Here is a 26,734-nt window from a genome sequence, read left to right as displayed (position 1 = left end):
CCAGAAATCCTATTGGGTTTGCCCTCAAGATGGGGTGGCGGTCGCGATTTCGCAACATTTTACACAGGCGCGGGCGCGGGAAGGGCGGCAATGAGCGGTTCGTGCCCCGTCGCGCGCAGAAAGGTGACAAGCCCCTCGGAAGAGATGCCGGTGGTCATCGTATTGATCAACGGGTGGAAATTGAGCCGCCCCAATTTCATCATTTCCGCGTCGAGGACCACCGTAACGCGATGGGTCTTGTCATTGATCGCGCCGAAGGGCGTGACCGAGCCCGGCTTGACGCCCCAGACCTCTTCCAAAAGCTCGCCGGAGCCGAAGGACACGCGGCCCTGGCCGCCGATGACCTCGTGCACGCGCTTCAAATCGATCCGGGTTTCCTCCAGGGCGACGATCAGAAACAGCCGGCTCTTCTTGTCCTTCAGGAAGAGATTCTTGGTGTGGCCGCCGTCGATCGGTCCGCGCAATTGCTTCGATTCCTCCACCGTGAAGACGGCGGGATGCTCGAACGTGTCGTTGGCGATCTCGTTTTGATTGAGGAAGGCAAACAGATCTTGGGGCGAAGCGTTCATTGGAAAACCTAACATTTTACAGCTGCCCGCTCTTAAAGCATTTTCCTTGAAAACGGAATGGAGGCGTAAACCATTCGAAAATATCGCAAAATGGCGATGTAACAATTTTGTGCGAAAAATTCGTCGAGGAGGTTGCAATGCCGGACGCTTTACGGCATAAGGCAGCTCTCGCCGCCGCAATGCCCTGGCGCCGAGCACCGGATGCGGGTGTAGCTCAGGGGTAGAGCACAACCTTGCCAAGGTTGGGGTCGAGGGTTCGAATCCCTTCGCCCGCTCCAAATTTCCTAAAATGAATCAATCGTTTAAATGACCTCTTTCGGGAGGTCTTTTGCTTACAATGCTTTTTTGGCGGTTTTGTAAGCACTTTGTAAGCATCCGACATCAAAATTGTGGATATGCTGGCGGGTTATTGGCGGAATTGTCATTGTATGAGGTTGCATGATGCCATCTCACCGAAATGGATAGGTTGAGCGAAGTGGCCTCGTCTATCGACGGCTCGTCCAACACGATCTGGCGGGCCGGCCGGTCAATCGGCGCTTTAATTGTGGATTGTTGTCAAGCTGCCATTCCTTCTCTCCAGTTGCACGCCGGTAGCGATCGCTCCGTCGGAGCTGGGCACGATTGCGGAGACGGAGCAATCGCGGATGGCGAACGAAAGAACCGAGACGAGCCGGCTTGATCTGGCCGCCCGATCAGGCGGTCCGCCGGCTGGTGTTCTCGGAGCGAAAGGCTATTTGCCGGCCATGTGATTGGCCAATTCCTGGGCCTGCTTGAGAAGCGCCGGAAAGACAGGCTCATGCGGTAGGCGTTCGGCCACGCAGGCGCGATAGTCGCGATCGCCCTTGTCTTGCGCCGCGCTGGCAGCTGCGAACGCCTTCTGGTTCTTGAGGCCGGAATCCTGATAGATCTTCTCGAACTTTTCGGCCGTGGCATTCGCCGAAGTCCACAAGGCCTTGCAATCGGCGATTTCGGGAATCGGCGGTGTTACAGGCGCGTCGGCAATCATGATGCTTTGGCCCTTCACGATCGCGACGACAATATGTTGATCGGGATTTGGTCCAGTCTCCTGCGCCCAGCCGCCGAGCCGTCCAAGCGCCATGTCGGCACCAGCAGGCTTCTCGAGCGGAAAGTCGAGCGTCGTCGAGAAGGCGGAGTCGCTGCCGATGGCGTACGTATAGAAGTTGTCTGACTTGAGTGCTTGATCGATATCTCCGGGCACCCGAGACTGTGCGTCCTTTTCGCTCGCCTTGGGCTTAAGCCACCGTTCGACAAGGCCTCGCGTGGTGGCAAGGACGCTCGGGCCGTCCTCGCTCTGGGCGTGCCTGAGCCCGTCAAGCATTCCGAAACCGACGTCCGAGCGGCTGAGGCTTTCGAGATTGATCTTACCGGTGGTGGGGAAGCCCACGATCGCGAAGGGACCGAGAATCATGGAGAGGCGGGTTTCGAGATCGGCGCGTGCCTTCGCATCGACCGCGTCGATGGAGTCCTGCTTGGCCTTCGACTTATAGAGCCGCTCGATCGTAGAAACTGCCTTGTCGCGCGCGGCCATGTAATCGTCTTCGGGTGAGGCGGCGAGCGCGGCGCCGCTCGCAAGCAAAAATAGGATCGTCCCAACCAATCGCATGCCCTGACCTCCGTGTTTTTTGGTTTCCCCCGCAGGCAGCCATGCTCGCAATAATCTCCGGGACCATCGCCATCTAAGAGCTCATTGCAGTGCCATCAGTGCGTTTCCACACAACTGGACTTCACAGTCACCCAAGTGCTCGGCCGCGCACAGCCAGTCTGAAAGTCGGTTGCGATCGCTGGCATTCACATTTCAGATTACGACGGAGTTGGCGGCCGATCGCTCACTACGCGAGAGGGCGCGCTCATGACGCCGGCAGCTGTTACGAAACTAGCGGGCCGCGCGCGATATACGTCGCGCTCGAAAGAGTGAAGCCGCCTCCGGCGGCTCAATATTTCTCTAGCGAGCAACGGCGTAGAAATGGCGCGCCGTAGAATATAAAGATGAGCACCGGACAATCAGGCTCATAACCTGAAGGCCGCAGGTTCAAATCCTGCCCCCCGCAACCAAATCTCAAGCCGTTGAAACCAAACTTTTCCGAGGGCTTCTTGATTCTGGAAATCCGCCCGCCCCAGACCCCCCGTGGAAGCGCTTTGTCGACCAGCGAGACAGGGCCAAAACATTCAACTTGGTGAGCGGGTTACATCCCTGACGCAAAACCGCTCTCCGGGGCGATGACTGGTGACGCCGGTCCAGTATGGCATGTATGGACTATGCACCAACCACAATGGCACCGCCGGTCAGGCCGGCGCCAGCGGCGGCGAGCAACAATTTCTCGCCCGGTCGGAACGGCTCAACCTGATGCGCAATCGACAGCGACAGTGGAATGGTCGCGGCTGACGAATTGCCGTACTCCGCGATCGTCTTGACAATGCGGCCATCCTCGATGCCAAGCGATTTGCCGACCGCGTTAAAGATGCGGGCATTTGCCTGATGGGGTACGAAACGGTCGATGTTTCGAGCGCTTAGTCCGGCGTTGGCAAGCGCTTCCGTCGAGCAACCGCTCATGATTTCGACCGCTCTGGTAAACACCGCGCGGCCATTGGTGATCGTCATACGCGTTTCGGCAATATCGAGTTCGTCGGAGAAGGGGCGGCTGCTGCCGCCTGCCGGGATGTGGATGAGTCCGTAGCCCGTCCCGTCGGTGGCGACAGACGCGCCGAGGATGCCGTGGTCAGGATTTTCGGAAGGGCCAAGCACCACTGCACCCGCCGCATCGGCGAAGAGCACCGCGCTCGCCTGTTCGGCCGGATTGATCCGGCGGCTCAAAATATTAGCGGCGATGACGACGGCCGGCTTGTTGTGCAGCCGCACAAAGCCGTCCGCAAAGATCGCCGCATAGATGAAGCCCGAGCAGGCGCCAGCAAGGTCGACCCCGCCGACATTTGCGAGACCGAGTCGATGCGCCACCAGCGGAGCTGTCGGCGGCAGCAAATGGTCCGGCGTCGAGGTGGCGAGCAGGAGCAGGCCCACATCGTGGCGCGCGATCCCGGCTGCCTTGAGGGCCATGTCGCCGGCGCGTGCGGCGAGTTCTGACAACGTATCGCCGGCTTCAGCCCAATAGCGCGACAGGATACCCGTACGCGCTTCAATCCAACCGGCCTCGAGCCCGAGGCTCGCCTCGATTTCCGCATTTGCGACCTTGCGGGCCGGGACGTGATGGCCAAAGCCCAGGATGCGCGCCGTGCGGTTCATGGCGCACCTCGCGCGAATTCTCCGGCCTCGTCGATCGCGTCGTAAAGCCGGTCGAGCTCCGCCGACGTGACGCAATAGGGTGGCAGCACATAGATGACATTGCCGAGCGGCCGCACCAGCAGGCCGCGTTCGAGGAAGAAGGTGCGCAGCTTAGGCCCAACATCCGCAAGATATCCGGCGTTGCCGACATGCAGGTCGAGCGCGGCGATGGTTCCGGTCATCCGCACATTCTCGAAACGAGGATCGTTATTAAAACGGCCAATTTTGTCCGCCTGCATCCGCGACAGTGCCGCCACATGTTCGATGACTGGCTCGTCGCGCCAGATGCCGACATTGGCGAGCGCGGCCGCGCAGGCGATGGGGTTCGCCGTGTAGGAACTCGAATGAAAGAACGTCTTCTCGCGATCCTGCGAGAAATGCGCGCGGAAGATCGCATCGGTGGCGAGCGTCGCGGCAAGCGGCACCGATCCGCCCGTCAGGCCCTTCGAGGTGCACAGGATGTCTGGCGCAATGCCGGCCTGCTCGCAGGCGAACAGAGTACCGGTGCGACCCCAACCGGTCATCACCTCGTCAGCGATCAGCAGCGTGCCTGATCGCTCGGCGATGCGCTTGAGTTCGGCAAGCACCCAGGCGGGATACATCAGCATGCCGCCGGCGCCCAGCACCAGCGGTTCAACGATGAGCGCTGCTGCCTCACCCTGGTGCGCAAGCTGCTCGAAACAGTCAAGCGCTTCCTGCTCGCGGCCGGCGGTAGGAAAAGGAATGGTGTCGACCTGGAACAGCAACGGCTCGTAGGCGGCATTAAAAACGCCACGTGCGCCAACGCTCATCGTGCCGATCGTGTCGCCGTGATAGCTGTGTTCCATAACGGCGACGCGCGTACGGACTGCGCCGTTGTTGCGATGGAACCCCAGCGCCATCTTCAGCGCCACCTCGACACTGGTCGAGCCGCTGTCAGAATAGAAGACCCAGTCGAGACCCGCCGGCGCCATGTCCACCAATGCCGACGCCAGTTGCTCCGCCGGTTCATGGTTCAATCCGGCGAAGATGACCTGGTCGAGCGTTTCCGTCGCCTCCCGGATCGCTCGCATGATCCGCGGGTGCCGGTGGCCGTGGGTGATGACCCACCAGGACGAGATCGCGTCGAGGATGCGCCTGCCGTCGGCAGTCTCGACATACGCGCCGTCGGTGCGCGCGATGGTCGGCGGCACGGGTTCAATGGCGTGCTGGGTGAAGGGATGCCACACGGCAGAGCGACTCATAGTTTGGTTTCCATAAAGTCGGCGGGATCGAATGAAGCCTGCATGGCTGCCGTGAGCGTGTCGTGCGTGAGCGGGTGGAGGCGTGGCAGGCGGCCAAGGATTCGCACTCTAGCCATATCCGCAATCGTTCGCTGCGTGTCGGGCATCTCGTCGCCGATGAAGACGACGCCGATAAGAGGGATCGATCGGTGGCGCAGTGCCTCGATCGACAGCAGCGTATGATTGATCGTTCCGAGCCCGGTTCGGGCGCAGAGTACGACTGCCGCGTCCCAACGGGCAAAGAGGTCGAGATAAAGCGTCTTCCGGTTGACCGGAACCATCAATCCGCCGGCGCCCTCGATGATAAGGGGTCGTTCGGTTTTCGGTGGCTGAAGTCTATCGGCATCGATCTCGACCCCGTCCAGTTCCGCGGCGCGGTGGGGTGAAAGCGCGGCGGTCAAGCGCCAAGCCTCCGGCAGGACTCGATCGGCAGGCAAGCGCGAAAGCCGCTTCACGATCTGGCTGTCGGTTTCGTCGTCCAGGCCCGATTGGATCGGTTTCCAATAAACGCCGCCGAGCATGCTGATGAGGCCCGCCGAGATCACGGTTTTGCCGATCCCGGTGTCGGTTCCTGTGACGATGAAACGTGGACTCATGTGACGCGGGCCCATTCGTCGGCGAGCGCCGCAAACAAAGCTGCGATATCGGTCTCCGAGACATTGAGCGTGAGTGAGATCCTGAGTCGGGCCGTGCCTTCCGGCACGGTCGGCGGTCGGATGCCGCGCACGTCGAAGCCGCGCTGCTGCAACCCCGCCGCGAGGGCCATCGCGCGCGCGTTGTCCCCGACGATGATCGGCAGGATCTGCGATCCGCTCGGCTCGATTCCCATTGTTTTTGCATGCCCCTCGGCGCGCGTGACGAGCCGAATCAGGCCCTGTCGCCGCTCGGGTTCGTCCCGAGCAATCGCTAGCGCCTCCATCGTGGCAACAGCCATCAGCGGCGAGGGCGCGGTGGCGTAAATGAAAGGCCGGCAGCGATTGACGAGAAAATCGCACAGGACTGCCGGGCCGGTGACCAGCGCTCCCGACGCACCGAGAGCTTTCCCGCAGGTATGCAGCCCGACGACATTGTTACGGCCTTCGAATTCATGGGCGAGACCGCGGCCATCGGGGCCATAGACGCCGGTCGCGTGGGCTTCATCGACCAGCATGAAGCCGTCGTGGCGGTCAGCCACGGCCATCAGATCGTGCAGCGGAGCGCGGTCACCGTCCATGCTGTAGAGGCTTTCGACGACGATCCACGGCCGGCCAGCTCCACCTTTCGCGCGCCAGGACTGGATCGCATCGTCGAACATCGATGCGTCATTATGCGCGGCTTCCGCCACATCGGCACGCCCGGCACGGGCGCCCTCATGCGCGCTTGCATGGATCAGAGCATCGAGAACGACGAGGTCGCCCTTCTGCGGCAGCGTCGTCAGCAGCGCAAAATTGGCGACATAGCCACCGCCAAAGAACAAGGCACGTTCGGCGCCGAAGAAGGAAGCAGCCGCCGCTTCCAGCGCTTCATGTTCAGGCGCGTTGCCGCGCAGCAGACGCGAGCCCGTAGCGCCGATTGGTGTGCCATTGCCGAGGGCTGTTGCGACAGCATCTGCCATGCGCTTGCAGCCCGCGAGGCCAAGATAGTCGTTCGATGCAAAGTCCAATCCTTCGCGCGGCGCGAGTGTGCGCAACCGGTTCTTTCGGGCGAGGCCACGCAGGCTCGCCTCGTAGCGACCGAGCAGGGTTTTGCCGCTCACTCTGCGTCGCGCTTCATAGGCTGGATGCCGAGGCGGCGGAACAAGGCGTTGTCCTTGTCCTCTTCCGGATTGTCCGCGGTGAGCAACGTGTCGCCGACGAAGATCGAGTTGGCGCCGGCAAAGAAGCATAGCGCTTGCATCTCGTCGCTCATTGCCGTGCGGCCGGCCGATAGGCGCACATGCGACTTCGGCATCATGATGCGGGCGAGCGCGATGGTGCGTACGAATTCGATCGGCTCAATCGGTTCGGCCTTGCCGAGCGGGGTGCCGGGGATGGGGATCAGCATGTTGATCGGCACGCTGTCAGGATGTTCCGGCAGATTCGCGAGCGTGACCAGCATGTCGACACGGTCGGCCTTTTCCTCCCCCATCCCGACAATGCCGCCGCAGCAGACCTTGATGCCGCTGGCGCGCACATTGGCGAGCGTGTCGAGGCGGTCGGCGAAGGTCCGGGTGGAAATGACCTGGCTGTAGTAGCGCTCCGAGGTATCGATGTTGTGGTTATAGTAGTCGAGACCGGCCACTTTCAACCGCTGCGCCTGGTCGAGATCGAGCATGCCGAGCGTCATGCAGGTCTCCATCCCGAGCGCCTTCACACCTTCGACCATTGCAACGACCGTATCCATGTCACGCGCCTTGGGGCTGCGCCAGGCTGCGCCCATGCAGTAGCGTGTGGCGCCCGCGTCCCGCGCCTTCTTCGCCTCGGCGATGACACGTTCCACTTCCATCAGCTTCGAAGCCGTGAGACCGGATTCATGATGCGCCGATTGGCTGCAATAGCCACAATCTTCCGGACAACCGCCGGTCTTGATGCTGAGCAGACGCGACAATTGCACCCTGTTCGGATCGAAGTGCCGGCGATGGATGGTTTGCGCGCGGAAGATAAGATCGTTGAACGGCAGGTCGTAGAGTGCCTGAGCGTCCTCGCGGGTCCATTGGGTGTGCACCCGGTCGAACGCCTCCTCGGCCGAATTCAGGTGCATTTCGGCGATCATGTTTTCTCCCTATTTGATAGATGGCATGCAATGTGCTGACAGCCGCCACTCAACTGGTTTGATCTCAGTTGTTGCCATGAAAAGAATGCGTCTTATTGGGTCCACGCGAGCGGACAATCAGGGGGGGTTGCACACAGGTTTTGAGCCGCAATACTGTAGAGGCGGTCGTTGGTACCGTCAACGTAATCGACAATCACCGGCGCGCTACCTTATGTCGGCCGATAACCTGCAGGCCTCGGCTGGTTGCCCATGCGCCCATATTTGGAGGGCCGCGTTCAACCCGGCCTTCGAGCTCCTGGCCATTGGGCTCCGGTATCGCCCCGGCCGCGCGGCTGCATTGGAAAGTATCAAAGAGTTGGGGGTGCCCTTCCCCTTGCTGTCCTTGTTCGGCACGTCGAGGCTCCCGAAGGATTGCAGACGGCCATAATCGGATCGAGGGCCATAGTGCCAATGCCCAATCGTGCGTTTCCACCCCCAGCTTTATTGTGCTCCGCTATCCGGCATCTGAGTGGGTGTGCGTGCAATGCTGATCGGATATGCCCGCGTATCGAAATCGGACGGCAGCCATTTGCTGGACTTGCAGCGCGACGCGCTTGTTCGCGCCGGCATCAATGGCAACCTCCCCCTCTGAAGCGGATGGCGCCGCGCATCACGGCAGCGGATCAAATCGGATCTCACCCGCGACCGAGATGGTCAACACGGAGTTGACCACCAGGTCGTGCGGACGTTCGCCGCCCTCCTTCTTCAAGTGTGCGATCACTAGGTCCATGAGCCGTTCGGCCTTCGCGCGCGACCGATGGCAAGATGATCAAGCCGGGATGAAGATCGACGGCGCCGGCGAGCTTCCTGAAATCATCGGCGTTCTCCGTCACGATAATCCGATCTTCGTCGATGGCGCGAGCGAAGACGACGTGATCGGGATCGCGCAGCCGACTGCGATCCCTCGGGTGGATCACGTCGTGCAGGCCCTTCTGGTTAAGATGCTGGCTCAGCGTGGGCGAAATGCACTCGTCGATGAAAAATCTCACGCTGCCGATCCTCGGCGACGAAGCACCGGTCGGCCGACCTGCGGATGGGTTTGCGCATAGAGGAGCGCCGCCTCGAAGGCCCGACGCGGAATATCGGGATGGTCGTCCATCAGAGTTTCGATTGTGTCGCCGGAGGAGAGGCGGCCATGGATCGCGCTTACGGTGAGCCGGGTGCCCTTAATGACCGGGCGCCCGCCTTGCACGCCTTCGGCAACCTCGATGAAGGCATCCCGGTCGGCCGCATAGCGCTCGGCGGCGATATCACGTTAACTGGGTCGAACATTTCTGCTGATATTGACCAGCCATGATCCATTCTCCTGTGAGCTACAAACGGCATCGATTTCCTCCGACGATCATCGCGCACGCCGTCTGGCTCTATTTCCGTTTCCCGTTGAGCTTGCGTCTGGTCGAGGAAATGTTGCTCGAGCGCGGCATCGTCGTATCCTACGAAACGATCCGGCGCTGGGCGATCAAATTTGGCGCCGACTACGCCCGCCGCTTGAGGCGCAAGGCTCCAAGCCGCCTTGATATCTGGTATCTCGACGAGGTTGTCATCACCGTCAATGGCGAGAAACGTTATCTGTGGCGGGCTGTCGACCAGGAAGGATACGTTCTCGACGAAATCTTGCAAATTCAGCGAAACACAAAGGCTGCACGGCGATTGTTGACAAGGCTGCTGCGCAAGCAAGGACGACCACCGAAGCGGATCGTGACCGACAAACTCGGCTCCTACTCCGCCGCCAGACGCAAGGTTATGCCGAATATCGATCATTGGCAGCACAAGGGATTAAATAATCGTGCGGAAAATTCCCATGTTCCCATCCGAAAACGCGAGCGAATTATGCAAGGCTTTCGATCATGGCCAGGATTGCAACGGTTCGTCTCAACGTTTTCCGCCGTCCGAAACCATTTCGTCCCGCCTCGCTCTCAACGCTCCGCTCTCTCAACCCACGTTCATCGCCTGACGGCGATGACGGAGTGGAAGTCCGCCGCTGCAGCAGCCTGAAAATCAACCACCGTGACACTCGTGCGCCCGCGAAAGTTAACGTGACATCGCCCTCCGCCGAATGCCGGGGTAAGGCCAGAATGACAAAGAGATCGACTTTGGCAGGCGTTTTCGATGAAAATACTCAGCTCACTTGGCCCGCCGCCAACGTCACATCCGCATCTCGCTTCAAGCAGGTTTCAACCGTCACGCGCAACGCGCGCGCAACCGTATCGATGCTCATCGACGCGTGGCCCGCGTGATGCGCAGCCTGTTCGGGCGAAAGCGGAACATGGATGAACCCGGCTTTGCGCAAACCATCATAGCGCGTCGCCCGCAAATGGCAGGCGGCGTAGAAAAGGTGGTTGCACACGTAAGTCCCCGCCGTTTGCGACATGGAGGCAGGAATGCCGGCGGCGCGCACCGCTTGGACGATGGCCTTGATCGGCAGACTTGAGAAATAAGCGGCCGGCCCATCGGCAACGACCGGCACGTCCACGGGCTGGCGGCCGGCATTGTCGGGGATGCGCGCGTCGTCGATGTTGATGGCAATGCGCTCAACCGAAAAGTCGCTTCGGTTCGACGCCTGGCCGACGCAGATCACGATCTGCGGCGCGACCTCGCGCAACGCCGCGGCAAGAGCGTCATAGGCCGCGCCGAAGACGCAAGGCATCTGCCGCGCAACGACTTTCGCGCCCTGGTAGACCCAGCCGTCGAGCTGCCGCGCCGCCTCCCAGGACGGGTTGATCGTCTCGCCGCCGAAAGGCTCGAAGCCGGTAACGAGGATCGTCCGATACGGGGAAGAAGGCTGCGTGTGCTGCATCGTCGTCTCTTTTGTGCCCCGTCATTTCATGTCATCGCGTGCTCGTCAGCAGTGAACGGACCACAGCCTGCGAGGCCACATTGCGGCGTCTTGGTACGCGATTATACGGTGCGGTCCGCCGCGGCTGAAATTCCCCTACGGCACATGCCGTGGCCGTGTCGCTTTGCCTGTTTCGCATCCGAACATTATCCGTTGCGCGAAGCAAGGGTCGCATATGAAGTATTCCCGCGCATGCTTGCGCAGGTAGTAGTTCATTTGTCTTAGGCAATATTGCCCAGTTGTGAATGGCCTCGGATTCCCGCCAAATTCCCTCGCCGCATCTCCAAGCCTCATCTGATCCGTCGCAGCAATCAACTGTGCGGATGTCAGGCGACGGGACAATAAACTTCGGATGATCGACCGGCTGCGACGATTGATTGACTGCGATAATCTTTAACGCCCTCGCCTGTCAGGTTGGTGGGCGCGTCGGAGCCTGCGGCAATGCATCCGCAGCAGGAGCTAAGCATATGGCTGAACAGACGCCTCTCACCTCCGCATTCTCCAAGCCGTTAAATTTCAAAATGCACGAAGTGACCCATCCCAACCTCGGGTTGGTCGGCCTCGTGGCCCCGCCGCCCGCGATCGCGCCCAACCTTGGACCGCTGAGCGCTTTCGTCGGCACCTGGACCGGGCGTGGATTCAATACGATCTTCAGGCCCGACAATCCGAAAACGCCGACGCCTTTCACGCCGCCGATCACATCGGACAATGTCCTCGAACTCAATTTGACCGAGGAGACATTGTCTTTCGAGACGAGCCTCGGCTCGATTCCCAACCGCGGCACCGATCCGCAGGGCGATATTTTTCTCAACGGCGTCCCGTATTTGCAGACCATCAACGACGTGACGACGCTTCCGGCGACGGGTATTCACTTCGAGCCCGGCCTGTGGCTCAGCGTGCCGGCGACGACCACGCCGAACGAACCCCAGACCGTCGCGCGTATGGCCTCGATTCCGCACGGCACCACGATTGTCGCGCAAGGAACCGTGGTCGCGGCGGTGGCCGGTCCGCCGAAGATCGACCCGGTGGATATCACCCCCTTTGCCGGCGGGAAGCCGCTGAACAAGATCAGGTTTGCAAGTCAGACCGCGACCAATGCGGCAACGCCGCGACTGCCGCAGAATCTAGCGCCCTTCATCGCCGCCGGCACGATCACCCAAGCCATGCTGGACGACCCCAACACGGTGCTGCGCGACCAGATCCAACATCAAACCATTACCGAAACAATCGTCATCGGCATCTCGACCAATACGGCCGCGCCGCTGTTCGGCGGCCCGTTGCGCGGCGGCGCGACGCCCACGACTCCACCGCCGCCGATTACCCCGGACTTCGGCGGCGGCACCGATAACATTGCCTTCCTGCAAGGTGTTCCCAATCCGCCGCCCAGTGCCGTCGGGCCCAACGCGCAATCGCTGCAAATGGACGCGGTATTCTGGATCGAAACGGTCGAATACGAGATTGACGTGCCGGAACTCTTGGCGGGATCGCCGCCTGTCGTGCTCCAGCCGATCGCGACGGTCCCGAAGGTCCCGCTGACGCCGAGCTTTGTCGCTTCAGTGCCATTCATTCCCGGCAAACGCTTTCCCGGCGGCAAGATCAAGATGAAGACGACGCAGATTCAATACACGCAGAAAGTGATCTTGAATTTCGCCGCATTGAGCTGGCCGCACGTGTCGGTGGCAAGCCTGGTGCCGTCAAGTCCGATCGAGATTCCGGACTATCTGCTGCCGCTGGTGTGAGCGGCGCCGGCTTCCACACGCCGAACAAAAAGGAAGCCCGAGCCAGCTTTGCCGGCTCGGGCGCCAAGGCGCAGATTCGATATGGGTTTCTTGCCTCAGGGTGTCTGACCGGGGATCGTCAACCCGCGTTCGACCGCAGGACGCGCGAGGGCGCGTTCAAGCCATTGCGGCACACGCTTCAGCTTGTCGTAATGGACGATCTCCCGTGCGCCGTAAAAGCCGACGAGATTGCGCACCCAGCCGAGCGAGGCAATATCGGCGATCGTATAATCCGTGCCCATGATCCACTCGCGGCCTTCGAGCTGCGTCTCGAGCACGCCGAGCAGGCGCTCGGATTCGGCGCGGTAGCGTTCGAGCGGCCGTTTGTCCTCGATCTCGCGGCCGGCGAATTTGTAGAAATAGCCGACCTGGCCGAAGATCGGGCCGATCGACGCCATCTGAAAGAACACCCATTGAATCGTCTGGTAGCGCGCCGCCGGATCGTGCGGCAGCAAGCGGCCCGTTTTTTCGGCGAGATAGAGCAGGATCGCACCGGATTCGAACAGGCCGAGCGCCTTGCCGCCGGGCCCATCGGGATCGATGATCGCCGGAATCTTGCCGTTGGGGTTGAGCGCTAAATATTCCGGGAGCCAGCTTTCGTTCTTGCCGATGTCGATGCGATGCGGCTCATACGGCAGACCGATTTCCTCAAGCATGATCGAGACTTTCACGCCATTGGGCGTCGGCAACGAATAGAGTTGCAAGCGGTCGGGATGTTCTGCGGGCCAACGCTTGGTGATGGGGAAATGCGAAAGGTCTGCCATGAGGGGTCCGATGGTTTGGTGGGAAAAAGTCTGGCGAAAGACGCTGGAGAGATGCCAAAAGGCGCAGGAGAATTGACGACTAGGTGAACCGTCATTGCGAGGAGCGCAGCGACGAAGCAATCCATCCACCGGCGAACTGTCTGCGCACGCCGGCCTCATGCGACTAGATTGGATAGAATGGGAGATGGATTGCTTCGCTTCGCTCGCAATGACGGACGTACCCCGTCGCTTCTTCCTTCCTAAATCATTCCGTTAGCGCAACCGCTCCAGAATGCTCACGTAATTGGCGACCGCCGCGCCGCCCATGTTGAAGATGCCGGCGAGCTTGGCTTGTGGCACCTGCATGTCGCCCGCCTCGCCGCAGAGCTGCATGGCCGAGAGCACATGCATCGAGACGCCGGTCGCGCCGATGGGATGGCCCTTGGACTTCAACCCGCCGGACGGATTGATCGGCAGGCGGCCCTGCATCGATGTCGTGCCATCCTTGATCACGTCGGCGCCACGCCCTTTCGGCGCAAGGCCCATCGCCTCGTATTCGATCAGTTCGGCGATGGTGAAGCAATCGTGCGTCTCGACGAAGGAGAGGTCGTCGAGCTTGAGGCGCGCCTGCTCCAGCGCCTGGCGCCAGGCAACCGCACAGCCCTCGAAATCGAGGATGTCGCGCTTCGACATGGGCAGGAAATCTTGCGCGTGCTGGTTGGCGCGGAACATCACGGCGCGTTTGGCTTGAAGCGCGGTATCGATGTCGGTGAGCACGAGGGCCGCCGCGCCGTCCGAGACCAGCGAGCAATCGGTGCGCTTCAGGGGCCCGGCGACATACGGGTTCTTGTCGCTTTCCTGGCGGCAGAAGTCATAGCCGACGTCGCGGCGCATCTGCGCGTAAGGATTGGCGACGCCGTTCTTGTGGTTTTTCGCGGCGATCATCGCCAGGGCGTCGGACTGATCGCCGTAGCGCTGGAAATATTGGCCCGCGATCTGGCCGAACACGCCAGCAAAGCCGCCCGCGATGTCGCCGTCCTCGGGCAGATAGGAGGCTTTGAGCAGGTTCTTGCCGATTTCGGGGCCGGGCGTCTTGGTCATCTGCTCGACGCCGACCACCAGAACGCGCTTGGCGCGGCGCGCATCGATCGTCTTGATCGCCTGCGCCACGGCAGCGCTGCCGGTCGCACAGGCATTTTCGACCCGCGTCGCCGGCTTGAAGCGCAGGGCCGGATTGGCCTGGAGCACCAGCGAGGCGGTGAAATCCTGCGGGCTGAAACCGGCGTTGAAATGGCCGAGATAGATCTCGTCGATGTCGTCGGCCGCGACTTCCGCATGGGCCAGAGCCTGGTCCGCAGCCTTCACGATCATGCTCTCGACGGTTTCATTCTCGTGCTTACCGAATGGCAGATGGGCCCAGCCCGTGATCGCGACGCTCATGAAATCCTCCGTGGTTTGCCCTTCATTATAGGGAGCCTTGGCGATTTCGCATCTGCCTTATGCGGCCAATTCCTACTGCCTCGTGCCGCCAAATTGCCCCATTTGGCGCGCAAGACGCCTTAAAACCGCCTTTCCTTTCGGGCCTTCGCCCTGTAACACGGACGCCAAGGGCTATCGATGTCGGCTGATTTCTGGGGTATTCACGCATGATCCGCGCCTTGCTGCTGCGCCTTTCCGTTTCCGTTGCCGCACTTGCCGCAGTGTCCGTCCCCGCGCTCGCCAATCCCGCTGTTGTCGTCGATGCCGATTCCGGCCAGGTCCTGTACAGCCAAGACGCGACACGGCCCTGGTACCCCGCCTCCATCACCAAGCTCATGACCGTCTATGTCGCGCTGAATGCGGTGCGCGAAGGGCGGATGACCATGGATACGCCGATGATCGTCTCGGCCCGCGCCGCGCGGATGCCGCCGTCGAAAATGGGCTTCAGACCGGGCACCGAAGTCACACTCGACAATGCGCTGAAGATGCTGATGGTGAAATCGGCCAATGATCTTGCCATTACGGTGGCCGAAGGCGTCGACGGGTCGGTCGAGGGCTTCGCCGGCGAGATGAACCGGACCGCCGCAAAGCTCGGCATGCAGGATTCGCATTTCGTCAATCCGAACGGCCTGCCGGCAGCGGACCATTACACCTCGGCGCGCGACATGGCGATCCTTGCCCGCGCGCTCTATGCCGACTTCCCCGACGAAGCGGGGCTTTACGACATCGGCGCGCTCGAACTCAACGGCCGCATCATTGCCAATCACAATGGCCTGCTCGGACGCTATCCCGGCGCCGACGGCATGAAGACCGGCTTCACCTGCGCCGCCGGCTTCAATGTGGTGGCGAGCGCTACCCATGGCAGCCGTCACCTGATCGCCGTCGTGCTCGGCTCGCCCTCGGCCAAGGAACGCAATGCCCGGGCGGCGGATTTGCTCGAAAATGCCTTTGGCTCGTCGAGCGGCAGCGGGTCACTCGAGAGCCTGAGTCCGGTCGGCGGGTCGCCGCCGGATATGCATGGCACGGCCTGCGCCGGCCATCACGGCAATTATGTCGCGGATCTCGAGGATGACTCGGCCGCCATCAACGTCTCCGGCAGCGACAAGACCGGCGGCCGCAACTTCTTCCTGTTCGGCGGCACCCAGTCGTCCGGCGCCAGCGGAATGGAAATCGCCAGCCGCGAGCGCCCGGTCTTCACGCCGGAACATGTCTATATCGGCCCGGCACCGGGCTGGACCGGCGCTGTCGCCGGCGCGAGCCCAGGCACGAAACGCGGCAAGACGGATGCGAATGCGGAACCGGCGGCCACCACCGCCTATGCGCAGCAAAAGGCCAAGATAAACGGCAACCCGCTCAGCGCCGAGGATCCGTACGCCCAGCCGCTGCGGCTCGTCGAGGAGCCCGCGAAGAAAGGCGCGAAGGCGAAGGTGGCGCATGTCAAACCGCATACCAAACTCGCCCAGAGCGAGGCTAAAGCGCCGCAGCCGCCGGTGAAGCCGAAAGGCAAGATCAAGCCGAAGAAGCCCGCGACCAATCCGTGAGCACCGCCGAAGAGGCGGCAGCGCGCGCCTCCGCCTCGAAGGGCAAAGGCATGGCGCTGATTTTCGGCGCGGCCCTGTGCTACGGCACGAATGCTCCCTACGCGCGGGAGGCCTCTTTCGGCGGCGTCCGCGGCCCCGATATTGCCGCGCTCCGCGTCTTCATTGCCCTCGCCCTGATCGCAGCTGCCGCCTGGAGCACGCGGACGCCGCTCGGCATTGCCCGCCGCGAGCGCGCCAAACTCATCGGCCTCGGTATCGCCTCCGCGCTTGTCGGCATATGCTATCTGTCGTCGGTCGCCTTCATCCCGGTCGGCGTGGCGGTGATGATTTTCTACACCTATCCGACGCTCGTTCTCCTCCTCAGCCCGCTGATTGACGGCACCAGGTTGCGGCCGCTCACGCTCGTGGTTTTCGCCCTTGCCTTTGCCGGCATCGCCTTAGCCGTCGGCCCATCGTTTCAATCGTTGGATTGGCGCGGCCTGACGCTCGCGACCCTCGCCTCGGGCGCGGCCACCGCGCAGATGTTTTTCGCCGCTCGCGCGCCGGGCGGCGGCGGCCTCGCGACGATGTTCTGGGTGCAGGTCATCATTCTACCCGTGGCCTTGCTGATCGCGGCCTCGACCGGCCGCTTGCCCACGCCTGCCGCATTCGCCGCCGCCTGGTGGCCGAGCGCCATGACGATCCTGCTCTATCTGTTCGGCTTTGCCTTCCAGATCCGCGGCGCGCGGCTGATTCCGGCGGCGCTGATCGGCCTGATCTCGTGTTTCGAACCGGTGACGGCGACCCTCGCGGCGGCGTGGCTGCTCGACGAGCGGCTGGGCCTTGCGCAATATGCGGGCTCGGCGCTTGTCATCGCCGCCGTCGCGCTCAATATCTTGAGCGATCGCACCAGAGAGATTTGAGAGACCGCATGACCGCCGTTGCGCCGCGCGCGCCCATCCCGCTCAACATCGTGACCGGCTTCCTGGGCGCGGGCAAGACCACGCTGCTCAATCGCCTGCTGAGCGATCCGGCGCTGCGCGACACGATGGTGCTGATCAACGAATTCGGCGAAATCGGCCTCGACCATCTGCTGATCGAAGCGGTCGACGGCGACATGGTTCTGCTCTCCTCGGGCTGCCTGTGCTGCACGATCCGCGGCGATCTCATCGATATGCTCGCGGATCTGGTCAAGCGGCGCGACGCCGGCACCATCGCGCCGTTCCGCCGCATCATTATCGAGACCACGGGCCTCGCCGATCCGGCGCCCGTTCTGCACACGATCATGTTCCACCCGCTTTTGATGCTGCGCTACCGGCTCGACGGCGTCATCACGCTCATCGACGCGGTGAACGGCGCAACGACCCTCGACGCGCATGAGGAAGCGGTGAAACAGGCCGCCGTCGCCGACCGCCTGGTGTTGACCAAGACCGATCTCGCGCCGGAAACGGCAGCGTTGCGCGCGCGACTTGCTCGTCTCAATCCGGCCGCAAGGATTCTCGACGTGCGCGAGGCCGATGCGGCGGCGCTGCTGGATGCGGGGCTCTATAATCCCAACACCAAGAGCCCCGATGTCGCGCGCTGGCTCAATGCGGAAAGCGTCGAAGCACACCATCACGACCACGATCATCACCATCACGAGCAGGACGTGAACCGGCACGATGCGCGGATCCAGGCCCATTGTCTGCGCAGCGCAACACCGATCGCGCCCGGCGGCTTCGACATGTTTCTGGAATTGCTCCGCGCCGCACACGGACCGAACCTCTTGCGCGTGAAGGGCATCGTCGCCTTGAGCGACGACCCGTCGCGCCCGGTGGTGCTGCACGGCGTGCAGCATGTCTTCCATCCGCCCGTGCGCCTCGATGCCTGGCCGGATGGCGATCATACGACGCGCATGGTGTTCATCCTGCGTGACTTGCAGGCGGAGTTCGTCGAACGTCTCTGGACCGCCTTCACCGGCGCTCCGCGCATCGGCGCACCGGAGAGCGAAGCGCTGCAACACAACGCGCCATAGCGGTTAATCGTGCTCTTCAACATCCTCCTCTTCTTGAAGTCTCTCCCTTAGCGTTGCCACGACGCGCTGCGCCGTTTTGATGTCCGCGAGCGGGAGCCCCGCGGCGAGCACGTTGACCTTCGGATTGTAGGCCGCGATCGCGGCCTCGAAGGCCCGCCGTCCCTTGTCGGTCAGCACGACAAGCTGAGCCCGCCTGTGATGCGGGTTGGGCTCGAACACGACGAGCCCCTCCTTGTGCAGATCGTTGACGATGCGCTGCACGTTCTGCCGGTTTGCCCCCAGATCGCGGGCGAGCCACGCCACCGGCTGCGGCCGATCCGTCAACACGATTGCGCCGAGGATCTGCCAGCGGGCGCTGGTGAGCCCAAAGGGCGCCACGAGCATGTCTCCCCAGGCGAGGGTCAGATTGTTCGCCCGGAACAGGCTGAGGATCAGTTCGGTCAAGGCTTCGCCTGCCTCGGTTCTGGCCGCTTCGTTCATTTGTCACCATAAATCAATATTGACATCATAATGTCAATTACGATATGACCACATCATATCAAATTGACATCATACATACAACATGAACGGAATCACACATGTCCCACATGAAGCCCCTGGACGAAAATTTTCCCATTCAACGCCAGCTTGCGGTCGACGCCACTCCGGTCGTTCTCGTCAACATCTTCACGCTCGATCCCGCTGACGAAGCGCGGTTTCTGCAAGTCTGGTCGTCCGATGCCGCGTTCATGAAACGCCAGCCGGGCTTCATCTCGACGCAGCTCCATCGCGCCATCGGCGAGAGCCCGACCTACCTGAACTACGCCGTTTGGGAATCGACGGAGAGGTTCCGCGCCGCGTTCGTGCATCCCGAGTTCCGTGCGCAACTCGCGGCCTATCCGTCTTCCGCGGTCGCCAGTCCGCATCTGTTCCGGAAGGTGGGCGTCGCCGGCATCTGCACGGCCTGACATCCCGATGCGCTGGTCGAGCACGCCCGACGCGAGCGTCACGGGCTGGCACTGTACGGCTCGGCGCTTCGCCTCGCATCGGGCCTTGCCCTTGGCGACTGGGTTTCTGCCGCGCAACTCCCAGGATCATCCATGGGCCGCTCGCTCAGTTGGACTCCTTGTCTCTCGAAAGCGAGTCAAGCAGTTCTCTAGCGCCCGCGAGATCGACCGTATCAAATCCCTCTGTGAACCAGCCGTAGACAGAACCCAGCGTCGCACGCGCCTCATCGCGTCGGCCCCGCGCATCGAGCAGCCGCACCAAGCTCACTGCCGAACGCAGCTCGTAGGATCTTTCTTCGCGTTCGCGCGCGATCTCGATCGAGCGCCGAAAGTGCCGCTCGGCATCTTCGATCGCCGGATCGGCCTGTGCGAGGCAGAGCCGGCCTTCGATGCGTTCGATCTCGGACGCGTACATTGCAGAGCGCTCGCGCGGCGCAATGCGCTCGAGCAGTTCACGCGCCCGGTCCGGCCGGCCACACGCCACGCAGAGTTCCGCGAGGGTCGCAAGACCGAAGGTCCGGCGCCACGCGGTGGCCGCCTGCGTCGCTCGCTCCAGTTCTGCGATGCGCTCAGGAGACGGCGCTTGTCCATCTGTCGCGCAGTCGATCACCTCGGCCGTCATTGCCCAACCAGCGAATGCATATCGCTCGCATAGAGTGATTACCGTCCTCGCGTGCGCCTTGGCGGCTTGCCGGTCGCCGCGCTGGAAGTGCACCCACGCGGCGAACAGCGACGTATCGACATCGGACAGCGGGCTCCGAATCTCCGCGCCCAGGCGCAATGCGTCCTCCAGCGCCGAAACTGCGCGGTCGGGATAGCCGAGCGTCCACTGCGTCAAGGCGAGATGGATGCGGCAGCACATACCAGGGTCGTGGCCGCTGTACAGCGCGGCCAGCGAGCCATGCCGCCGGCGGTCATAGAGCGCGATGCCTTGCTCGATGTGTGCAAGCGCCCGTTTCGCCTGCCCCATGCTCGTGAGTGTGGGCCACAGCGTATGATGCGCTTCGACCAGTTGGCCCGAGTCCGCGCCGCGTTGCGCCGTCTCGAGCAGTCGCTGGCCGCGCTCGTAGGCCTCCTCGAATCGTGCGCCCGCAAACGCCGCTCGCCAGCCACCCCACAACACGGGGAAACGGCGCGGCCCTTCGCCGAGTCGTTCCACCGACTCCTGCATGCGCAGGTACAAGGCCTCGATTTCCGGTGCGTTTTCGCCCTTGAGCGCCCCGAGCGCCGGGCCGAGCGCCATGCGGATATCGAGCGCCTGGCTCAAATGCTCCGGCGTCTCGGGCATGTCAGCGAGTAGTGCCAGCGCCTGTTCGAGGTACGCCACCGCTTCCCGGTTGGCCGCGCGCGCAGCGGCCTTCGCCGCAGCCAGGCTCAAGTAGCGCAACGCTTGGGCGGTGTTTTCGGCGCGCACCGCATGATACGCCAGCCGCTCGACGAACTGCGCGCGACGCTCGGCGTCGAGCTGTTGCTCGACCGCCTCGACGATCGCGCCATGCAGCGCGCGCCGGCGCTCGCCGAGCACGCCGCGGTAGGCTACATCGTGCGTCAGTGCATGCTTGAAGGTGTACTCCAGGTCCGGAAAGAGCCGTGCCTCGTAGACGAACTCGGCCGCCTGTAGCCGGGCCAGCCCGCCGCGCAACTCATCCTCGTCCACACTGGCGATGGCGCGCAGCAGGACATAGGGGACGTCCATGCCGACCACCGCGGCGGCTTGCAGCAGGCGCTTGTCGTCGGGCGGCAGGCGATCGATACGTGCGGCGAGGATCGCCTGCACGCTGGCCGGCATGCCGAGCGCGTCGATGCCGCGCACCAACCGGAGCTTGCCGCGCGCTCCGGACAGTGCGCCGGTCTCGACCAAGGTCCGCACGCTCTCTTCGATGTAAAGTGGGTTGCCCTGCGTGTGCTCGGCGAGCTTGCGCTTCAGCGACGCGAGGCCCGGGTCGCTGCCGAGCAGGTCGCGCAACAGTTGCTCGGTGCTCTGTTGCGGGAGCGGATCGATGCGCAGTTGGCGGTAATAGGACTTGCCGGCCCAGCCGTGACGGTACTCCGGCCGGAAGTTGACGGCCAACAGCACCGCCGCACCGCGCAAGCTGTCGGCGAGCAGGTCGAGAAATGCCTGCGTCTCCGCGTCGATCCAGTGCAAGTCCTCGAACATCAGTATCACCGGCTGCACCTGGCTCTCGCGCAGCAGCAACCGCTTCAGCGCGTCCATGGTCATGCGTCGGCGCTGCGACGAATCCAGATGCGCGAACGGGCTGTCCTCGGGCAGCGCGTCGAGCAGCCACAGCGCCGCGGGCACTGCGTCGCGCAACGCTTCGTCCAGGGTCAGGATCGCGCCGGTGACCTTAGTGCGGATCGCGCGCAGGTCATCGCGCCGGTCGATCAGGAAGTAGCCGCGCAGCAGATCGGCGAGCGGCAGGAAGGCCATGGCCTTGCCGTATGACACCGAACTCGCCTCGATGACGCGCCAGCCTTCGACGTGGTGCGAGTGGGTGAACTCGAAGTACAGGCGCGACTTGCCGACCCCGGGCTCGCCGATCACGGCAACGATCTGGCCGCAACTGCACTTTGCCTGCTCGGCTGCGCCGCACAGTTGCTCCATTTCGGCGTCGCGCCCGACGAAGCGTGTCAGCCCGCGTGAGCGCCGCGCCTGCAGCCGTGTACGTGCGTCGGCGGCGCCGAGAAGCTCGAACGCTTCGACCGGCTCCGCGATGCCCTTGACCGGGATCGGGCCGAGCGGCTTGACGTCGATGTAGCCCTCGGCCAGAGCGAGCGTTGCCGCACTGAGGCGCGTCGAGCCGGGCGGCGCCAGCTGCTCCATGCGCGCCGCAAGATGGGTCGTCTGGCCGACAGCGGTGTAGTCCATGCGCAGGTCGCTGCCGATCGAGCGCACGACGACTTCGCCGGAGTTCAGGCCGACCCGCACCTGCACCTCGACGCCGTAGGCGCGCCGGGCCTCGTCGGCGCCGCGCCGGATCGCCTCTTGCAGCCGCAGCGCCGCATAACAGGCGCGCACCGCGTGATCCTCCTGAGCGAGCGGCGCGCCGAACAGCGCCATGACGCCGTCGCCCATCACCTGATTCACGGTGCCTTCGTAGCGGTGCACGGCTTCCATCATGCGTTGCAGCACGGGGTCGATGATTCTGCGCGCCTCTTCGGGGTCGCGGTCGGCCAGCAGTTCGGTCGAGCCCTTCAAGTCGGCGAACAACACCGTGACCTGCTTGCGCTCACCCTCCATGGCCGCGCGCGATTCGAGGATGCGCTCGGCCAGATGTCGCGGTACTGCGGGCTGCGGTGCATCGACGCGATCGAGCGACGGTCCGGTGGGGCGGGCACACTCTGGACAGAATTTGGCCGCGGGCGGCAGCTCGGTTCCGCAGCCGACGCAAACTTGCGCAAGCGGCGCAGCGCACTCGATGCAGAATTTGGCCCTCGGCGGGTTGTCGCGTCGGCACTTCGGGCATTGCATGATTCGACCCCTCGCTTCGCGGCGCGCCAGGGCGGGCGTGAAGAATTGTGCCTCTAACGAGCAGCGTCAAGCTCTCATCGCACCGCCGCCTGGCCCTCTTCCTTGAACTGCGCACCAACGTCGATGAGGGAGCTTCGACCGGGTGAGTTGTCCTTTCTCAAATATCGCTGCGCTGCAGGAGTTTTAGGGCTCACCCACGCGAGCCACCCTCATCCGCTCTTAGATATGAACTTGGGCTTGCCCAAGTTCATCGTTCTCAATGATCAGATCGGGTATACCCGATCCGATTGCAAGGCCAGCTTCTCCGACAGCTTCGCTGCGGGAGACGGAATTACGGCGCCACCTTCTCAATCACGAAATGCAGCTCCGCGCCGTCCTGCCGCTGTTCCACCAGCCTATCGCCGGTCTCCTGAACGAGATGCGGAATGTCGATCGCCGCCATCGGATCGGTCGCGATCACATGCAGCCGCGCACCTTGCGGCAGCGACGCCAAGGCTTTGCGCGTCTTCATCGCGGGCAGGGGGCACTTGAGCCCTTTGAGATCAAGGCTTGCGGCGGGTTCAGCGTCCAATATGGTTCCTTCATTTGGCCAGGCTGCGCAAATCCTTGCGCAGGATCTTGCCGACATTGCTCTTCGGCAGATCGTCGCGGAACTCCACATATTTCGGCACTTTGTAGCCGGTGAGATGTTCCTTGCAATAGGCGCGCACCGCTTCCGCGGTCAGGCCTGCCTCGGATTTCACGATAAAGGCCTTCGGCGCTTCGCCCGAGGCTTCGTCGGGCACGCCGACGACGGCGCATTCCTTCACGCCGGGCATGCGCGACAGCACGTCTTCGATTTCGTTCGGATAGACGTTGAAGCCCGAGACCAGAATCATGTCCTTGCTGCGGTCGACGATGCGGAAATAACCGCGCGCATTCATGGTCGCGATGTCGCCCGTCAGCAGCCAGCCGTCGCGCAGCACTTTCTCCGTCTCGTCCGGGCGGTTCCAATAGCCCAGCATGACCTGCGGCCCACGTGCGGCAAGTTCGCCCGGCTCGCCGAGCGGCACGGAGTTGAAATTCGCATCGACGCATTTCAACTCCGTCGAGGGGAGCGGCACGCCGATGGAGCCGATCTCGCCGCTGCCGAACGGATTGAAGGTCAGCACCGGCGACGCTTCGGTAAGGCCATAGCCTTCGTAAACATTGGTGTTCGTCACCTTGGCCCAACGTTCGGCGACGGCCTGCTGCAGCGCCATGCCGCCCGCGACCGAACATTGGAGGCTCTTGGGCGGCGCATCACGGAACCATTGCTCGTTCATCAGGCCGTTGAACAGGGTGTTCACGCCGGACAAGAACGTGATGTTATATTTGTCGAAGGCCGGCTTCATATTGATGAGCGGGCGCGGATTGGGGATCAGCACGTTCAAACCACCAACAAAGCACATGCCGAGGAAATTCACCGTGAAGGCGAAGATATGATAGAGCGGCAAGGCCGTCAGGATCACGGTGGACTCGTTCAAGACGCCGGTGGAGAAGGTCAGGAACTGCACCGTGTTGAAGATGAGATTGCTGTGGGTCAGCATCGCCGCCTTGCTGACGCCGGTCGTGCCGCCGGTATATTGCAGGCAGGCGATATCGTTCGGTGATGCTTTCGCCGTATAGGCCTTGATATCCACACCCTTCTGCACGCGCACCTGGCCGCGCCGGATCGCTTCGCTGAAGCGCATATGCGAGAAACTGGGGGTCGGAACCTCCTTGCGCACATATTTCTGCACGACGCCGATCAGCGTCCGGTGGAAGGGTGCAAAAAATTCGGCGGCGGAGGAGAGAACCACATGCCGCACCGGATGCGCCTGCAGCGCCCGCGCCAGCTTTTCGGCGAAGACATCGATGACGACCGCGACGCTCGGCTGCGCATCGGCGAACATCTTCGCCATTTCGTCGGCGGTATAGAGCGGATTGACGTTGACCAGAATGCAGCTCGCCTTGAACACGCCGAAGGCGACGATCGGGTAGGTCAGGCCATTGGGGATCTGCAAGGCGACGCGATCGCCCGATTTGAGGCCAAGATCCTCGCGCAGCCACGCGGCGAAGGCGTCCGACAGCCGGTCGACATCGGCATAGGACAGGCTGCCGGCCATGCCGTTGGGCAAAACGCAGGTAAACGCTGTCTTGCTCGCGAATTTTTGCGCCTGCGCGGTCGCGATCTCTCCCAGCATTCTGAACGCCGGCGCCGCAACCTCAGCCGGGATCCCGTCCGGATAATGGGCGAGCCACGGGCGCGAATTCATCTGGATGTCGTCCACAGCATTTCCTCTTGCCGATCATCCAGCCAAAGGCGCGGAGGCGGCTGGAGAATCGCACATTATAATTGAAGTTCATCTACATAGCGCAGCTTGTCATCATGGCGCGAATTCGCGTTTTTGAACATACAAACTTGAAGATGGTTCATATATTAACTTTCTGCCGAATGCAATCGCCGGCAGGTTTCCGCATGAAACGGTCGACCGCGATGGACGCCATTCTGTTTGTATGCGAGCGATGAGTGGCGCGGAGGATGACAATATTCGGAGAAAATACCTTCGGCTTTCCCGGCTTTTGCAAGAGTGACGCCCGCAGGCGGTATCGACCGCGCCCTTTGCTTCCTCAGCCGGACGCCAGCATCACCTGCGCCGGGCCGCCATTGAGGATTTGCGTCTGGCCGGGTCCCGGGCCCCTGGTCGGGATTTTCTGACGATCTATCTTGCCCGCCAGAGCGTAGCTTAAATCTCGCAGGAAGAGCCGATCGGTAAAGTACCAGGAATGCGTGAGCCCCGGATACTCTAGCGTGCCCGCCTGGGCGCCATACGTGGTGTCGAACCAAGCCGAACAATCGACATTGCAACTGCTGCTCGGTGCCGTATCCGGCAGGCCGACGCGCCCGACGCGCGGCTCCACGCCGAAGCGCTTGGCGTTGGAGATTTGCAGAATCTCATCGTAGCGGTTGAAATAATTGGTGAAGCGATAGCAATGTCGATACATGCTCTCTGTATCGGCGTCGCCTTCGGCGAAGCTTGGCGCATCGACATCGCCGGCAAACATCACGAGCTGACCGACCGCCCAATTGCTGCTCGCGGCCGCGCCATCGTCAGCATGATCGAAAGCCTCGCGCAGCACGAAGCAGCCCATGGAATGACCGATGGCATGGACCCGCACATTGCAATTTTTCGCAAGTGCCGCGAGAAATGGCTTGATCCCGGCCTTGACGAGACGAATGGCCGTGGTCCGAGCGTGATCGAGATCCCGCAAATAAGCAAAGGCGCTGTCGCCTGACGGCCAGTCGAAGGCGACGACCTGACAGCGAAAATCGTTGTCGGACAGCCCGCGTGACAGCTCGTTCTGTGCCGCGTCGATCGTCGCCACCGTGGTGTTGTAGCCATGCGCGAAAAACACAACGTCGCCTGTCGCCACCGGACTGCGGTCGACGGGGCTCGGCTGGAGCGGAAATGACGCGATCAGATCTTTTATCCACTGGCTCACGCCAATCGCGTGATGCGGCATAGGCGTTTCACCATCAGGCACCTTGAGATAACGCGTTGCGCCAAGATCTATGTCGTCGGTAAAATTATCGCCCCTGACGGCTCGCAGGCTGATCCAATATTTGGTCATGACGCGCATCCTGATGGGAACAAGGAATGGGCGCTCGCCAGATATGGCGCGCAGCGAGCGGAGTGATCAATTGTCGCGCCGAGCACGACATGCCCTGTCGCGCTCGCCATTTGTTCTCGGCAATGGAAAGCCTCGGCAAAGACCTATGATTTTGGCCATCGCAGCCCCCGATATCGATGAACGATGCCATCTCCTAGGGTAGCGGCCGCCGCCATTTTCGTGTGTGCTTTACGCCACAATAGCAGAAAAATCCTGAGCCGCAGTCGAACACGCCAAGCCATCTATGTTGTGCGCAAGAGGATACGGGCGCCTCTTTCTCATGTGGCCCAGCCTGCTTTATGCTCGCAAGAGGAGATCAACTCTCGCGCAACCTCA

24 protein-coding genes, 2 tRNA genes and 1 pseudogene are annotated in these 26,734 nt (G+C 62.3%); 10 read left to right on the top strand and 17 right to left on the bottom strand.

Translation table 11 applies throughout. From position 1 onward, the window contains the following. Nucleotides 1-59 precede the first annotated feature (59 nt). Complete coding sequence (locus V9T28_RS00385) at nt 60-569, bottom strand: prolyl-tRNA synthetase associated domain-containing protein (RefSeq protein ID WP_116402775.1); 510 nt, start codon at nt 567-569, stop codon at nt 60-62. 203 nt (nt 570-772) lie between these two features. On the opposite strand from V9T28_RS00385, the gene V9T28_RS00380 reads away from it, so the two are divergent. Beyond that, nucleotides 773-847: transfer RNA gene (locus tag V9T28_RS00380), tRNA-Gly, on the top strand. 452 nt (nt 848-1,299) lie between these two features. On the opposite strand, the gene V9T28_RS00375 is transcribed toward V9T28_RS00380, so the two are convergent. Then, entirely contained in the window at nt 1,300-2,193 is an 894-nt protein-coding gene (locus V9T28_RS00375; protein ID WP_116402773.1) for a hypothetical protein, read from the bottom strand. A 365-nt stretch (nt 2,194-2,558) separates the two neighbouring features. On the opposite strand from V9T28_RS00375, the gene V9T28_RS00370 reads away from it, so the two are divergent. Beyond that, nucleotides 2,559-2,638: transfer RNA gene (locus V9T28_RS00370), tRNA-Leu, on the top strand. 206 nt (nt 2,639-2,844) lie between these two features. Here the strand turns inward: V9T28_RS00370 and V9T28_RS00365 are convergent. The 5 genes from V9T28_RS00365 to bioB are packed head-to-tail and all read right to left on the bottom strand — an operon-like array spanning nt 2,845 to nt 7,859. Then, complete coding sequence (locus tag V9T28_RS00365) at nt 2,845-3,828, bottom strand: beta-ketoacyl-ACP synthase III (protein WP_116402772.1); 984 nt, start codon at nt 3,826-3,828, stop codon at nt 2,845-2,847. Further along, nucleotides 3,825-5,090, bottom strand: a complete 1,266-nt coding sequence (locus V9T28_RS00360) for an adenosylmethionine--8-amino-7-oxononanoate transaminase (protein WP_116402771.1) — start codon at nt 5,088-5,090, stop codon at nt 3,825-3,827. Before V9T28_RS00360 ends, V9T28_RS00365 begins: the two co-directional genes overlap by 4 nt. Beyond that, nucleotides 5,087-5,725, bottom strand: coding sequence for a dethiobiotin synthase (bioD, locus tag V9T28_RS00355; RefSeq protein ID WP_116402797.1), 639 nt, complete (start codon nt 5,723-5,725; stop codon nt 5,087-5,089). Before bioD ends, V9T28_RS00360 begins: the two co-directional genes overlap by 4 nt. After that, the gene (locus tag V9T28_RS00350; protein ID WP_116402770.1) at nt 5,722-6,864 is read right to left on the bottom strand and encodes an 8-amino-7-oxononanoate synthase; all 1,143 of its coding nucleotides are present in this window, start codon (nt 6,862-6,864) and stop codon (nt 5,722-5,724) included. Before V9T28_RS00350 ends, bioD begins: the two co-directional genes overlap by 4 nt. Then, nucleotides 6,861-7,859, bottom strand: coding sequence for a biotin synthase BioB (gene bioB / locus V9T28_RS00345; protein ID WP_116402769.1), 999 nt, complete (start codon nt 7,857-7,859; stop codon nt 6,861-6,863). Before bioB ends, V9T28_RS00350 begins: the two co-directional genes overlap by 4 nt. A gap of 523 nt (nt 7,860-8,382) precedes the next feature. On the opposite strand from bioB, the pseudogene V9T28_RS00340 reads away from it, so the two are divergent. Continuing rightward, nucleotides 8,383-8,469 (top strand): annotated as a pseudogene (locus V9T28_RS00340) (recombinase family protein); the annotation flags it as partial. 64 nt (nt 8,470-8,533) lie between these two features. On the opposite strand, the gene V9T28_RS23325 reads toward V9T28_RS00340, so the two are convergent. Then, nucleotides 8,534-8,887: a DUF5615 family PIN-like protein gene (locus V9T28_RS23325; protein ID WP_158554913.1), complete on the bottom strand. Its 354-nt coding sequence runs from the start codon at nt 8,885-8,887 to the stop codon at nt 8,534-8,536. Continuing rightward, a complete protein-coding gene (locus V9T28_RS23320) occupies nt 8,884-9,090 on the bottom strand; it encodes a DUF433 domain-containing protein (protein ID WP_158554912.1) in 207 nt (68 codons plus the stop codon). Before V9T28_RS23320 ends, V9T28_RS23325 begins: the two co-directional genes overlap by 4 nt. On the opposite strand from V9T28_RS23320, the gene V9T28_RS00330 reads away from it, so the two are divergent. Both V9T28_RS00330 and V9T28_RS00325 read left to right on the top strand, forming a co-directional pair. Beyond that, complete coding sequence (locus V9T28_RS00330; protein ID WP_199500299.1) at nt 9,034-9,195, top strand: hypothetical protein; 162 nt, start codon at nt 9,034-9,036, stop codon at nt 9,193-9,195. The genes V9T28_RS23320 and V9T28_RS00330 overlap by 57 nt on opposite strands. After that, on the top strand, nt 9,192-9,893 hold the full coding sequence (locus tag V9T28_RS00325; protein ID WP_339071785.1) for an IS6 family transposase: 702 nt from the start codon (nt 9,192-9,194) through the stop codon (nt 9,891-9,893). Before V9T28_RS00330 ends, V9T28_RS00325 begins: the two co-directional genes overlap by 4 nt. A 124-nt stretch (nt 9,894-10,017) precedes the next feature. On the opposite strand, the gene pcp is transcribed toward V9T28_RS00325, so the two are convergent. Next, the gene (pcp, locus tag V9T28_RS00320; RefSeq protein ID WP_116402764.1) at nt 10,018-10,695 is read right to left on the bottom strand and encodes a pyroglutamyl-peptidase I; all 678 of its coding nucleotides are present in this window, start codon (nt 10,693-10,695) and stop codon (nt 10,018-10,020) included. A 506-nt stretch (nt 10,696-11,201) separates the two neighbouring features. Here pcp and V9T28_RS00315 point away from each other — a divergent pair. Then, nucleotides 11,202-12,473 (top strand): heme-binding protein, encoded by a 1,272-nt coding sequence (locus tag V9T28_RS00315; RefSeq protein ID WP_116402763.1) that lies wholly within the window; start codon nt 11,202-11,204, stop codon nt 12,471-12,473. Between the two features lie 95 nt (nt 12,474-12,568). Here V9T28_RS00315 and V9T28_RS00310 read toward each other — a convergent pair whose 3' ends face one another. Beyond that, nucleotides 12,569-13,276 (bottom strand): glutathione S-transferase N-terminal domain-containing protein, encoded by a 708-nt coding sequence (locus V9T28_RS00310; protein WP_116402762.1) that lies wholly within the window; start codon nt 13,274-13,276, stop codon nt 12,569-12,571. Between the two features lie 252 nt (nt 13,277-13,528). Continuing rightward, nucleotides 13,529-14,695: an acetyl-CoA acetyltransferase gene (locus V9T28_RS00305; protein ID WP_116402761.1), complete on the bottom strand. Its 1,167-nt coding sequence runs from the start codon at nt 14,693-14,695 to the stop codon at nt 13,529-13,531. A gap of 206 nt (nt 14,696-14,901) precedes the next feature. On the opposite strand from V9T28_RS00305, the gene V9T28_RS00300 reads away from it, so the two are divergent. The 3 genes from V9T28_RS00300 to V9T28_RS00290 are packed head-to-tail and all read left to right on the top strand — an operon-like array spanning nt 14,902 to nt 18,268. Further along, nucleotides 14,902-16,275, top strand: coding sequence for a D-alanyl-D-alanine carboxypeptidase family protein (locus tag V9T28_RS00300; protein WP_116402760.1), 1,374 nt, complete (start codon nt 14,902-14,904; stop codon nt 16,273-16,275). Then, nucleotides 16,272-17,177: a DMT family transporter gene (locus tag V9T28_RS00295; protein WP_116402759.1), complete on the top strand. Its 906-nt coding sequence runs from the start codon at nt 16,272-16,274 to the stop codon at nt 17,175-17,177. Before V9T28_RS00300 ends, V9T28_RS00295 begins: the two co-directional genes overlap by 4 nt. 8 nt (nt 17,178-17,185) lie before the next feature. Further along, nucleotides 17,186-18,268: a CobW family GTP-binding protein gene (locus tag V9T28_RS00290; RefSeq protein ID WP_116402758.1), complete on the top strand. Its 1,083-nt coding sequence runs from the start codon at nt 17,186-17,188 to the stop codon at nt 18,266-18,268. A 3-nt stretch (nt 18,269-18,271) separates the two neighbouring features. Here the strand turns inward: V9T28_RS00290 and V9T28_RS00285 are convergent, their stop codons facing one another. Continuing rightward, nucleotides 18,272-18,748, bottom strand: coding sequence for a MarR family winged helix-turn-helix transcriptional regulator (locus V9T28_RS00285; protein WP_116402757.1), 477 nt, complete (start codon nt 18,746-18,748; stop codon nt 18,272-18,274). A gap of 98 nt (nt 18,749-18,846) precedes the next feature. Here V9T28_RS00285 and V9T28_RS00280 point away from each other — a divergent pair, with 98 nt between their 5' ends. After that, nucleotides 18,847-19,215, top strand: a complete 369-nt coding sequence (locus tag V9T28_RS00280; protein ID WP_116402756.1) for an antibiotic biosynthesis monooxygenase family protein — start codon at nt 18,847-18,849, stop codon at nt 19,213-19,215. A gap of 145 nt (nt 19,216-19,360) precedes the next feature. Here the strand turns inward: V9T28_RS00280 and V9T28_RS00275 are convergent, their stop codons facing one another. From V9T28_RS00275 to V9T28_RS00260, 4 genes are all read right to left on the bottom strand, one after another. Next, entirely contained in the window at nt 19,361-22,726 is a 3,366-nt protein-coding gene (locus V9T28_RS00275) for an adenylate/guanylate cyclase domain-containing protein (RefSeq protein WP_116402755.1), read from the bottom strand. 331 nt (nt 22,727-23,057) lie between these two features. After that, on the bottom strand, nt 23,058-23,237 hold the full coding sequence (locus V9T28_RS00270) for a sulfurtransferase TusA family protein (RefSeq protein ID WP_245424259.1): 180 nt from the start codon (nt 23,235-23,237) through the stop codon (nt 23,058-23,060). 70 nt (nt 23,238-23,307) lie between these two features. Continuing rightward, nucleotides 23,308-25,017, bottom strand: a complete 1,710-nt coding sequence (locus V9T28_RS00265) for an AMP-binding protein (RefSeq protein WP_245424257.1) — start codon at nt 25,015-25,017, stop codon at nt 23,308-23,310. Between the two features lie 340 nt (nt 25,018-25,357). Continuing rightward, nucleotides 25,358-26,359 carry an alpha/beta hydrolase gene (locus V9T28_RS00260; RefSeq protein ID WP_158554911.1) on the bottom strand — a complete coding sequence of 334 codons (1,002 nt, stop codon included), beginning with the start codon at nt 26,357-26,359 and terminating at the stop codon, nt 25,358-25,360. Between the last annotated feature and the right edge of the window lie 375 nt (nt 26,360-26,734).

This window comes from Methylovirgula sp. 4M-Z18, from assembly GCF_037890675.1.
In the GTDB taxonomy this organism is placed as follows: Bacteria; Pseudomonadota; Alphaproteobacteria; order Rhizobiales; family Beijerinckiaceae; genus 4M-Z18.
This window is presented reverse-complemented; position numbering and strand designations above follow the sequence as displayed.

Coding starts and splice junctions, on each gene's coding strand:
- V9T28_RS00385 (WP_116402775.1), bottom strand. CDS start 569: ATGAACGCTTCGCCCCAAGATCTGTTTGCCTTCCTCAATCAAAACGAG.
- V9T28_RS00375 (WP_116402773.1), bottom strand. CDS start 2,193: ATGCGATTGGTTGGGACGATCCTATTTTTGCTTGCGAGCGGCGCCGCG.
- V9T28_RS00365 (WP_116402772.1), bottom strand. CDS start 3,828: ATGAACCGCACGGCGCGCATCCTGGGCTTTGGCCATCACGTCCCGGCC.
- V9T28_RS00360 (WP_116402771.1), bottom strand. CDS start 5,090: ATGAGTCGCTCTGCCGTGTGGCATCCCTTCACCCAGCACGCCATTGAA.
- bioD (WP_116402797.1), bottom strand. CDS start 5,725: ATGAGTCCACGTTTCATCGTCACAGGAACCGACACCGGGATCGGCAAA.
- bioB (WP_116402769.1), bottom strand. CDS start 7,859: ATGATCGCCGAAATGCACCTGAATTCGGCCGAGGAGGCGTTCGACCGG.
- V9T28_RS00330 (WP_199500299.1), top strand. CDS start 9,034: ATGGATCGCGCTTACGGTGAGCCGGGTGCCCTTAATGACCGGGCGCCC.
- V9T28_RS00325 (WP_339071785.1), top strand. CDS start 9,192: ATGATCCATTCTCCTGTGAGCTACAAACGGCATCGATTTCCTCCGACG.
- pcp (WP_116402764.1), bottom strand. CDS start 10,695: ATGCAGCACACGCAGCCTTCTTCCCCGTATCGGACGATCCTCGTTACC.
- V9T28_RS00315 (WP_116402763.1), top strand. CDS start 11,202: ATGGCTGAACAGACGCCTCTCACCTCCGCATTCTCCAAGCCGTTAAAT.
- V9T28_RS00310 (WP_116402762.1), bottom strand. CDS start 13,276: ATGGCAGACCTTTCGCATTTCCCCATCACCAAGCGTTGGCCCGCAGAA.
- V9T28_RS00305 (WP_116402761.1), bottom strand. CDS start 14,695: ATGAGCGTCGCGATCACGGGCTGGGCCCATCTGCCATTCGGTAAGCAC.
- V9T28_RS00300 (WP_116402760.1), top strand. CDS start 14,902: ATGATCCGCGCCTTGCTGCTGCGCCTTTCCGTTTCCGTTGCCGCACTT.
- V9T28_RS00290 (WP_116402758.1), top strand. CDS start 17,186: ATGACCGCCGTTGCGCCGCGCGCGCCCATCCCGCTCAACATCGTGACC.
- V9T28_RS00285 (WP_116402757.1), bottom strand. CDS start 18,748: ATGAACGAAGCGGCCAGAACCGAGGCAGGCGAAGCCTTGACCGAACTG.
- V9T28_RS00280 (WP_116402756.1), top strand. CDS start 18,847: ATGTCCCACATGAAGCCCCTGGACGAAAATTTTCCCATTCAACGCCAG.
- V9T28_RS00275 (WP_116402755.1), bottom strand. CDS start 22,726: ATGCAATGCCCGAAGTGCCGACGCGACAACCCGCCGAGGGCCAAATTC.
- V9T28_RS00270 (WP_245424259.1), bottom strand. CDS start 23,237: ATGAAGACGCGCAAAGCCTTGGCGTCGCTGCCGCAAGGTGCGCGGCTG.
- V9T28_RS00260 (WP_158554911.1), bottom strand. CDS start 26,359: ATGACCAAATATTGGATCAGCCTGCGAGCCGTCAGGGGCGATAATTTT.